This is a genomic window from Flavobacterium sp. (genome assembly GCF_039930565.1).
Lineage (GTDB): Bacteria > Bacteroidota > Bacteroidia > Flavobacteriales > Flavobacteriaceae > Flavobacterium.
This window is the reverse complement of record NZ_JBDTTP010000108.1, coordinates 1-10,300: the sequence shown is the minus strand read 5'-3', so window position 1 is coordinate 10,300 and position 10,300 is coordinate 1. Positions and strand designations below refer to the sequence as shown.

9 protein-coding genes are annotated in these 10,300 nt (G+C 32.3%); 2 read left to right on the top strand and 7 right to left on the bottom strand.

Annotation, left to right across the window (positions count from 1 at the left end; translation table 11 throughout):
* Nucleotides 1-229: 229 nt before the first annotated feature.
* From ABI657_RS18020 to ABI657_RS17995, 6 genes are all read right to left on the bottom strand, one after another.
* Nucleotides 230-1,027 (bottom strand): hypothetical protein, encoded by a 798-nt coding sequence (locus tag ABI657_RS18020; protein ID WP_348098658.1) that lies wholly within the window; start codon nt 1,025-1,027, stop codon nt 230-232.
* Between the two features lie 122 nt (nt 1,028-1,149).
* Nucleotides 1,150-1,632 (bottom strand): ABC transporter ATPase, encoded by a 483-nt coding sequence (locus ABI657_RS18015; RefSeq protein ID WP_348098657.1) that lies wholly within the window; start codon nt 1,630-1,632, stop codon nt 1,150-1,152.
* A 71-nt stretch (nt 1,633-1,703) separates the two neighbouring features.
* A complete protein-coding gene (locus tag ABI657_RS18010; RefSeq protein WP_348098656.1) occupies nt 1,704-2,495 on the bottom strand; it encodes a (Fe-S)-binding protein in 792 nt (263 codons plus the stop codon).
* Between the two features lie 77 nt (nt 2,496-2,572).
* On the bottom strand, nt 2,573-3,910 hold the full coding sequence (locus ABI657_RS18005) for a 4Fe-4S dicluster domain-containing protein (RefSeq protein WP_348098655.1): 1,338 nt from the start codon (nt 3,908-3,910) through the stop codon (nt 2,573-2,575).
* A gap of 5 nt (nt 3,911-3,915) precedes the next feature.
* Entirely contained in the window at nt 3,916-4,881 is a 966-nt protein-coding gene (locus tag ABI657_RS18000) for an MlaD family protein (protein ID WP_348098654.1), read from the bottom strand.
* A gap of 50 nt (nt 4,882-4,931) precedes the next feature.
* On the bottom strand, nt 4,932-6,059 hold the full coding sequence (locus tag ABI657_RS17995; RefSeq protein ID WP_348098653.1) for an N-acetylmuramoyl-L-alanine amidase: 1,128 nt from the start codon (nt 6,057-6,059) through the stop codon (nt 4,932-4,934).
* Nucleotides 6,060-6,141: 82 nt separating this feature from the next.
* Between ABI657_RS17995 and ABI657_RS17990 the strand changes: the two genes are divergently transcribed.
* On the top strand, nt 6,142-8,856 hold the full coding sequence (locus tag ABI657_RS17990; RefSeq protein WP_348098652.1) for a putative LPS assembly protein LptD: 2,715 nt from the start codon (nt 6,142-6,144) through the stop codon (nt 8,854-8,856).
* Between the two features lie 20 nt (nt 8,857-8,876).
* On the top strand, nt 8,877-9,257 hold the full coding sequence (locus ABI657_RS17985) for a RidA family protein (RefSeq protein ID WP_348098651.1): 381 nt from the start codon (nt 8,877-8,879) through the stop codon (nt 9,255-9,257).
* Between the two features lie 188 nt (nt 9,258-9,445).
* Here the strand turns inward: ABI657_RS17985 and ABI657_RS17980 are convergent, their stop codons facing one another.
* Nucleotides 9,446-10,297 carry an N-acetylglucosamine kinase gene (locus ABI657_RS17980; RefSeq protein ID WP_348098659.1) on the bottom strand — a complete coding sequence of 284 codons (852 nt, stop codon included), beginning with the start codon at nt 10,295-10,297 and terminating at the stop codon, nt 9,446-9,448.
* Between the last annotated feature and the right edge of the window lie 3 nt (nt 10,298-10,300).

Below are 10,300 nucleotides of genomic sequence, written 5' to 3'. Positions count from 1 at the left end.
ACCCAATATTTTTTAAAAGCCTGTCGGGTTTGACTCAACATTGTCTTTCAACGCTTTTATGATTTTGAGGAAGGAAGAATCACACTCGAACTCTAAAAAGATGGTTCTTTAAGATAGAATTGACAAACAAAACAAAAGTAAAACTTAAAACAAAAATCAAACTTAACTCCACAAAAAAAAGGCCCAAAACTTAGGTTTCATCCTTTTCTTCTAAATGTAAATGTTATTTTTAGGTTTTAAAATTAAATTCCTCCTTCAAACCTTCTTGTATTTCTTCCTTATTTTTAATTTTATTGTAAATTTTTAAAGCTTTTTTCTCTCCATTCTCATCATTGTTTTGTTGTGCAATCTTTAGCAGGCTCAAAGAATAATGTATATTAAAATTATCATCATTTTTAAACTTAGATGCGCATTCTTCAAAATGAAATACAGCCTCTACGTACTTTTTATTTAATGTTAAAAGTATTCCGTATAATAATTCAGTTTGGTTTTTAATTTCAGTATTTCTTTTACCGTACTTTTCAATTGAGATTTTAATATTTTCTAAACCTTTATCAACATCTCCGATCATTGGAGCGGTCAAAGCAAAACCATAATAACCTTCGGGATTATCAGGAAAAAATGTTATCATCTCACTGTATTTTTTCCTAGCCAGGTCAACCTTCCCCAGCATTAAACCAGTCATTGCTAAATTTTGTTTAAATTCTATTGACTTATTGTTTGCAAGACTATCTGCAATATGATAACATCCTATAGCCAGATCATATTTATTTTGTAATCGCAAAGTATATCCAGCCCAAAAATATGCATCGCATAGCGTTGAATCTTTTTTAACAATATCTAAAAAAATCCTTGTTGATACATTCTGATATTCTTTATATTGCAAACTTCTAAATCCTAAATCATAAAGTTCTAATATCTTAGCATCATTAGTTTCACAATATTTCTTTTGTCCCGCCATATAATTTTGGGCAAAAATCAAATTACAGATTAAAAAAGCTATTAATAAAAATACTTGTTTCTTCATTTGTTTTTAGTTTCTATTTTTTTGTAAAACTAATTATTTATCCAAGACGATTTTCTTTTTTTACAACAAAAAAAGGCACAAACCCAAAGTTTCATGCCTTTCAAATATATTATAAATTTATCTTAGAAAAATCTGCTATGCCAGCTATCAGCAGCAGGAACTTCCCAGGATTCGTTATATTCTTCAATATTGTTTACCAAGTTATTAAAAACTATTGTATTCTCAGAAACGGATTTATCTTTAACCATTTTTTTGAAATCAATTAATGGTTTGTGTGCAATATGTTCACCAAGTTTAAAAGTCACGTTCATTTTATCTAACAAATCAACATTGTACTTTTTCTCTAAGCTCTGAATAAATTCTACCGAACTATCAATAGAACAACCTGTAGCCGCTTGTACATCCTGATTTACAGCCAAAATAATAAATCGGTTATATTTCAATTGATAAGAAGCTTCCAGACTTGTTCCGTGTGCCGCCCATCCTTCGATGAAAGATTTTAAGTCAGCTTCTATTTCAGAAAATTCTTCCTCAGAAAATTTTCTGTTTGATTGGTAAATCCAAATTTTGGATTCACCGGGCAAATTTTCAAAAGGTATATACATTTTAATTAAAATTTTTATTTTGTTTGTTTCAGATTCAGAATTAAAAAGCTTTAGTTTTAAGCTTAGGTTTGCTAAAGATCTTGTGCATTAGCAATTAATTCCGCAATATCCATGACTTTCACCTGTCCTTCTTTTTCCTTGTGTTTGATACCATCCGTTAGCATCGTATTACAAAAAGGACAGCCTGCCGCAATAATATCGGGTTGTGTTTCAAGAGCATCTTCCGTTCTTTCAATGTTAACCTCTTTATTTCCAGGCTCGGCATCTTTAAACATTTGGGCTCCTCCAGCTCCACAACACAAACCATTAGCTTTAGAACGTTTCATTTCGACTAATTCAACATCCAGTTTCTGAATTAAATCCCTTGGTGCTTGATAAACATTATTGGCTCTTCCTAAATAACAAGGGTCATGAAAAGTAATTTTTTTCCCTTTAAACTGACCGCCTTCAACGGTTAATCTTCCATCATCAATTAATGATTTTAAAAATTCTGTATGGTGAATTACATCATATTTCCCTCCCAGTTCAGGATATTCGTTTTTTAAGGTATTAAAACAATGCGGACAGGCCGTAACAATTTTTTTAGCTTCATACGCATTCAGAACCTCAATATTCATCATGGCCTGCATTTGAAACAAAAACTCATTTCCTGCCCTTTTTGCAGGATCTCCGGTACAGCTCTCTTCTGTACCTAAAACTGCAAAAGAAACATTCGTGCGATTTAATATACGCACAAATGCTTTTGTAATTTTCTTAGCCCTATCATCAAAACTTCCAGCACAACCGACCCAAAACAACACTTCTGGCTGTTTTCCTTCGGCAAGCATTTCTGCCATTGTTGGTACCACTAAACTTTCTGACATATCTTGTTGTTGATTTTATTAATCGATATTTAGTAAAACAGTTAAATGATTAAATAAGTAACTGATTAACTATAATTTTAATTTTCGTTTTTCCAATTCAATCTGTCCTGCTGATTGTATTGCCACGGAGCGCCATTGTTTTCAATATTCGTCATCATTGCATTTAGCGACATTGGAGCCGCACTTTGTTCCATTACCAAATAACGGCGCATATCCATAATAATAGACAGCGGACTAATATTTACAGGGCATTCCTCTACACAGGCGTTACAAGATGTACAAGCCCATAATTCTTCAGGGGTAATATAATCGTTTAGCAATGTTTTATTATCAGGAACAAAAACACCTTTATTAGCGTCAATATTTTTTCCTACTTCCTGAAGACGATCCCTTGTATCCATCATGATTTTACGTGGAGAAAGTTTCTTTCCTGTAATATTAGCAGGACACGCAGAAGTACAGCGGCCACACTCTGTACAAGTGTAGGCATTTAACAATTGCACCCAGTTTAAATCCTGTACATCACTTGCACCAAATTTGCCCGGAACAGCTGTTTCATCAACAGGAGCTGCAGCAAACGGATCGGCATTGGGGTCCATCATCAGCTTAACCTCTTTTGTAACTGACGCTAAATTATCAAATTTGCCCTTTAGATTTAAATCGGCAAAATAGGTATTTGGGAACGCTAAAAGAATGTGTAAATGTTTTGAAAAATATAAATAGTTCATAAAAATCAAAATTCCTGTAATGTGCAACCACCAAAAAGCTTCTGACAACAACATAACCAATTGATTCGACATGCCATTAAAAATGGGTGCTATAAATTGGCTAATGGGAAAACTTCCGGCTTTTATAAAATGAGAATAGCCTCCGGAAACATTTTGCAAATGCAGATCAGAAGCATTCATTAATAAAAATAAGGTCATCAAAACCATTTCAAAATACAAAATGTAATTAGCATCACTTTTAGGAAATCCCTTTAAATCCGGATTAATAAAACGTTTTAACCTTATGATATTTCTTCTGATCCAAAAAGCAGATACAGCAACTAAAACAAGTAGTGCCAATATTTCGAATGATCCAATTAAAACATCATAAACAGAACCCAAATATTCAGCAAAAATTCTATGGGTTCCAAACAAACCGTCAATGATAATTTCAAGCAGCTCAATATTAATAATAATAAAACCTGCGTAAACTACGATATGCAATATTCCCGCAACTGGACGTTTAACCATTTTAGACTGTCCAAGAGCAATCATTGCCATATTTGCCCAACGTGCCTGAGGATTATCCTTCCTATCTATATCAACACCCAAATTAATATTGCGAATGATTTTTTTTACACTGGATGCAAAAAAACCAAAACCAAAAATAAGAAGTATAGCAAATAAAATATTATCTAAATAACTCATGCCTATTATTTTTTAGGAGTCGAATTTCCGTCTTCAGTTGGTGCTACATAAGGTTTATTTTTCTTCCCAAAAACCGAGACATTCACATACCTCGTTGGATTCAGGCGCACATCCTGCAATAACAATTCAAGTTCTCTTGAAGTTTTGGCTAAATTATTATACAATGCGTCATCATTCAATAGTTTTCCGGCAGTTCCTTTACCTGAATTTAAATTACTCATAAGACCATCAACTTTAGCCAGAGTCTGATTTAGGTTTCTAACAGTTTTACCTAAATCAGCTTTGTTTAAAGAATCTGATATTTTATTGAAGTTACTTGACATTTTGTTAAAGTTGGTCACTACTCCGTTTATCTGAGTCTTATTGGCATCTAAAATATTATTGATACTACTTCCAGCCTTATGAAACTGTTCCATGGTCTGACTAAGTTCTGCCAACGTTTTCTTGATATCTTGCTGTCCCTTTTTATCCAAAACATTATTTAATCCGGCAACCAGTACATCAATGCTGACAAGCATTTTTTCAAGTTTTTGCTGTATTGGCTCAATTTTACCTCCTAAAGATTCAGTTAATCCCAATTCTACATTTGACTCCAGGGTTTGTCCATCAATTGCCAAGTCTTTATCTGAAAGATTGGGAATAATTTTTATTTGTTTTCCACCAATCAGACTCGGAGAATATAACGATGCCTGACTTGTTTTTGAAATTGGAAAATCTGTTTTTAATTGAAGTTCGACCAATAATTTTCCAGTTGTCTGATCGATTGTTATTTTAGTTACTTTTCCAATTGCAAGTCCATTTAAGGTTACTGGTGCTGATTGTGCCAAATCTTCAACATTATCGTATTCAACATATAATGTTTGATAATTTGTAAAAAGATCTTTGCCTTTTAAAAAACTGTAGCCCCAAATAAATAATAAAATTGATGCGATGACTAATATTGCCGTTTTGATTTCTCTTGTTAGTTTCAAAATTCTAAGTGTTTGTACAAAATTAATATAAATATTCGAACTTGTGGCTATTATTTAACAGCGTCCTGAATATTGATTTTCTCACCGTCTTTGATTGCAATCAGGTACGAAGCACCATATCCTTTGCTTTTGGCTTCTTGCAAATACTTTTTAGCAGCTTCATAATCTGAAGTTTCCTGATAGAAATATTTGTAAATATTATTTTCATAAATCATGGATATATTTTTTAAACCTTTAAAATTTTTCGGTTCTAAAGGTGTCTTTTTTATGCTTGCAATTAATTGTACTTTATAGAAAGTCCCTTTTGGAGCTGCTTTCACCACTGTTGCGGTTACAGTTGCCTTTGGTTTTACAGGCGTCGAAGTATCTTTTACAGGTTTTCTATCATCAGCTTCAGAAGTGCCATTCCCAAAATATTCTCTTTTATAACTTAAAATTGCCTGCGCAATAGCTTTGGCAATATCATCTTGTCCTTCTTCAGAATTTAAAATATTACCTTCTGTAGGATTCGAGATAAAACCCGTTTCTACTAACACTCTTGGCATATAAGCTTTATGCAATACCATAAATGGAGCTTGCTTTACCCCACCTTGTCTTAACTTTTTCCCCAGTTTTTCAAAATTATCTTCAATTTTGCTGGCCAGTGAAATACTATTATCTAAATATTCTTCCTGCATTAAAGTTATTCCGATCATTGATTCAGGTGAATTGGGATCAAAACCTTCATATTTACGCTTATAATCCTTTTCTAATGTAATAACAGAGTTTTCCTTTTTTGCTGCTTCCAGATTGGATGCCACTTTACTTAAACCCATCACATATGTTTCGGTCCCGTCGGCTACGGTATTTTTGTTAGCATTACAATGAATAGAAACAAAAATATTTGAATTCGCCCGGTTTGCAATATTGGCTCTTTCTACCAAATCAATAAAAACATCGGTTTTTCGTGTATAAATAACATCTACATTTGGGTTAAGCTCTAATATTTTACCAACTTTTAAAACAATTGCCAAAGCAATATTTTTTTCAATACGTCCGCTGTAAACAGCTCCAAAATCATGATCTCCATGTCCTGCATCAAGAGTAACCTTAAAAACATTCGACTGGCTGTAAGTACAAAATGAAATTGTCGTTAGAAAAAAACTAAAAACTAGCCTAGTTTTGTTAAAAATATTCATAAATCTAAAAGTTAATTTTAATAAAATACTGCAGTTATAATTTTTACAATTGATTATTTTTGCCAAAAAATTATATGTAAGTTTGACATGTCAAAAAACAAGCCATACTTTTACAAAAATAGCATTTAAACCTTTGCATACAAACTTATTTAATATCGTTTTATTATCATTTTTCCTTACACTTGGATGTAGCGATTTATATTCACAAGATATAAAAACACAAAAAAACACCTTACCAACTGTAAAACAAACAGATAAATCTTTATCTATCATGAAAGATACTGTAAAATCAGTAACTGACACGATAAAAAGAGATAGTATTAAACCAAAAAAAAGTTTTTTGGATGGAAAAGTGAAATATGTCGCTAAGGATTATGCTAAAATTGATCAGAAAAGAAAAAGAATTACCCTTTATAATGAAGCAGAGCTTTATTATAAAGATGTAGAACTGAAATCAGGGATTATTGTACTTGATTATGAAAAAGACGAAGTATATGCCGGACGAATAAAAGATTCACTTGGAGTTTTGTACCAATATCCAAATTTCAAACAAGGTGCGAGCGAAGTACAACCTGATTCAATTCGTTTTAATTTTAAAACAAAAAAAGCCTTAATTTATAATTCAAGGACTGAACAGGGAGAGTTTAGGATAAAAGCGGCTATAACAAAGAAAGAAAATGATTCGGTTTATTATTTAAAAAATGTGCGTTTCACTACTTCTTCAGATGTTGATAATCCTGAATATTATTTTCAAACAACGAAAGCAAAATTTGTTCCTGGAAAAAAAGTGATTGTTAGCTTAACCAATATGGTTATTGCTGATGTTCCAACTCCAATAGCCTTGCCCTATGCTTATTTCCCAATGAGCAAGGAAGAAAGTGTTTCAGGCATTATCCTTCCAAGTTATAACGACTCCAATACAAGAGGGTTTTCATTACAAAACGGTGGTTATTATTTTGCATTGACCGATAATTATGATCTAACCGTTTTGGGAGATTATTATACTAACGGAAGTTATGCCATGCGATTTGAATCTTCTTATGCTAAAAAATACAAATACAGAGGCAATGTAAATGTGCGTTATGAGAACTTAATTTCCAGTGAACGAGGTTATCCTGATTACTCTAAACAAAAGATTTATAATATTCAATGGTCTCATTCCAAAGATTCCAAATCGAATCCTAATTCAAGTTTTTCTGCTTCGGTAAATATGGGTAGTAGTAAATATTTCAAACAATCTATTAATCAGGTTAATGTTGGATCAAGTTTAAACAATACGCTAAGCTCTTCTATTTCCTATAACAAAACTTTTAATACAGTACCGCAAGCCAGAATTTCTTTAACAGCAACACATTCTCAGAACACACAAACAGAAGTTATTAATATGACACTTCCGTCCTTACAAGCAAGTATTGATCGTGTATATCCGTTTGTTGGAAAAGACGGAGTAAAGAAAGGGTTAATTAAAAACATCAATCTACAATATAATTTAAGCGGGAAAAATAGTTTTGTTACCACTGACTCCTTATTTTTTAAGCCCCAAATGTTTAAAGATGCCGAAATTGGTATGCAGCACAGCATCCCAATTAGTACAAACTTTAAAATATTCAAATATTTTAGTGCCAGCACATCTGCCAATTATCAGGAAACATGGGTAACTAAAACAATAGATCGAACTTATGATCAGGACATTAATAAAGTGGTTGACAATACTGTTAATGGTTTTGATGCATTTAGAACATACAATTTTAGTTCAAGTTTAGGAACAACCGTTTATGGCACCTTTAAATTCGGGGAAAATAAAAAAATACAAGCTATACGACACGTAATGAGACCATCTGTATCCTATTCTTATACGCCCAGTTTTGAAAAATATTATGACACTTATGCAATCGATGCATCGGGAACAACAATGAAAGACTATACAAGATTCGAAGGAAGTATTTATGGCGCTCCGGGAAGACAAAATTCTAATATAATAGGTTTTGACCTGAGTAATACTTTTGAAGCAAAAATGACAGACAATGACAGCACAAAAACAGAACCTAAAAAAGTAATGCTTCTTAATAATTTAAACTTAGGCACAAGCTATAATTTTAATGCTGACGGAAAAACAACTTTTGCTTTTGAACCAGTTCGTGTAAGCGGCGGAACGCAATTGTTTGAAAACAAAATGAATGTTAATTTTGCTGCCACATTAAATCCTTATGCTATCGATAACTCCGGACAGCAAATTAATGTTTTTAATATTAATAATGGCGGCAGCTTATTTAGAATGACGAGTGCCAATATGACTTTGAATTATTCTTTTTCAAACAAGAATAAAAAAGATGACAAAAACGAACAAAGTGAAAGAAATGGAGGACGAAGCGATGATTTATTTGGCACTAATACCGAATTAAATGATACCCGAAAAAGTCAGTTTGATGAAGAAGATAGCGAAAATGTAATTACGGAATTCTTCAATTCCAAACTCCCCTGGGATATGACAATGGCTTATTCGCTAACCTACTCTAATGCCAAACGTGAAAATAAAATTACCGGAAATTCTATCATGATTTCTGCTAACATGGATATTACACCTAAATGGAAAGGAGGAATTTCTACTGGTTATGACTTTGTACAAAAAGGGGTTACTTTTACACAATTGCGTTTTGAAAGGGATTTATTAAGCTGGAGAATGGCTTTTAACTGGTCACCATTTGGGGAATATTCCAACTGGAATTTCTTTATCGGAATTAAATCCGGAATCCTTAGCGATATAAAATGGGAAAAACGAAGTGTTTCTAATAGATAAACTTACTATAAATCAATCCTATGAAAAAAATAATTTTTACTGAAAAAGCACCTGCTCCTATTGGCCCGTATAATCAGGCTGTATTGTCAGGAAATACACTTTATGCATCTGGACAGATTGCAATAAATCCAACTTCAGGAGAATTGGTTACAAATAACATAAGTGATGAAACAACCCAGGTTATGCAAAATATTGCCGCTATTTTAGAAGCTGCAGAAATGACTTTTGAAAACGTTGTAAAAGCTACTATTTTTATAATGGACATGAATAACTTTGGAGCAATCAATACAATATACGGATCCTATTTTAATGAAAAAACCGCTCCAGCGCGTGAAACGGTTCAGGTGGCATGTCTGCCTAAAAATGTTAATGTTGAGATTTCTATAATTGCAGTGCAATAGGTGTAACCTTGTCACTAAATTTTAAAATTAAAATCAATATGCTCTGCTTATCTATCTAAAAAGCAGAGAATTGTAGTATTAAAATAGGGGCATTTCTCGTGAATTAGCTTCTAATAATTATTATGCCGTTGCTTTATCATTTGTTGCATTTGACAACTGATTACTATTTAATCCAGCAAAATTAAATTTTATTTATTCGCAACATGATAAGCGATAAGACCATCAATTGGACGTCGTAAAACGTTACCCAGCTTAAGTTCGTATTTATCAAATGTTTCCTGTAATTCATCTTTAAGGTAAAAAGCAATAGAACCAACAAAATGCACTGGTACATCTTTGCAATTATCAAATTGTTTAATATAGTTTTTAACGAAAGATTTCATTCCTTTAAAAATGATTTTTCTGCAAAAATCAGAATCTTTATGCTGAATCAAAAACTTGGCGAAAGTTGCCAGATAGGCATTCGGATTGGGCTCTTTATATAATTTATTTTTAATAAAATCAGGGTCCAAATTATATTCTTTCTCAAATGCAATAGCCAGTTCCTGAGGCATCTTATTAAAATAGTATTTTCTGATTAATTCTTTACCGAATACATTTCCACTACAATCATCCATAACTATGTACCCTAATGATTGTACTTTTTGATGTAATACTGTACCATCAAAATAACTGCAGTTAGAACCCGTTCCCAAAATACTTACAATAGCTTGCTCACCTTTTGGAGTTGTAGCATATACAGCAGCATAAGTATCTTCATGAACCTCAATAATTGCATTTGAAAAATATTCCTGAAATATTTGAGATAAAGCAAATTTCATTCTTTCAGTTCCACAACCTGCACCATAAAAATACAAATGTGTAGCTTCTTTTTTATTTTGCAAAATATCAAAACGATCATTTAATCTCTCAATAATTTCAGGTCCTTCAAGGATTTCTGGATTAAGTCCCAAAGTTTGTGTTGTAAATAATACTTTTCCGTTATCATCAATTGCAATCCAATCGGCTTTTGTAGATCCACTATCAACTATTAATTTCATTTT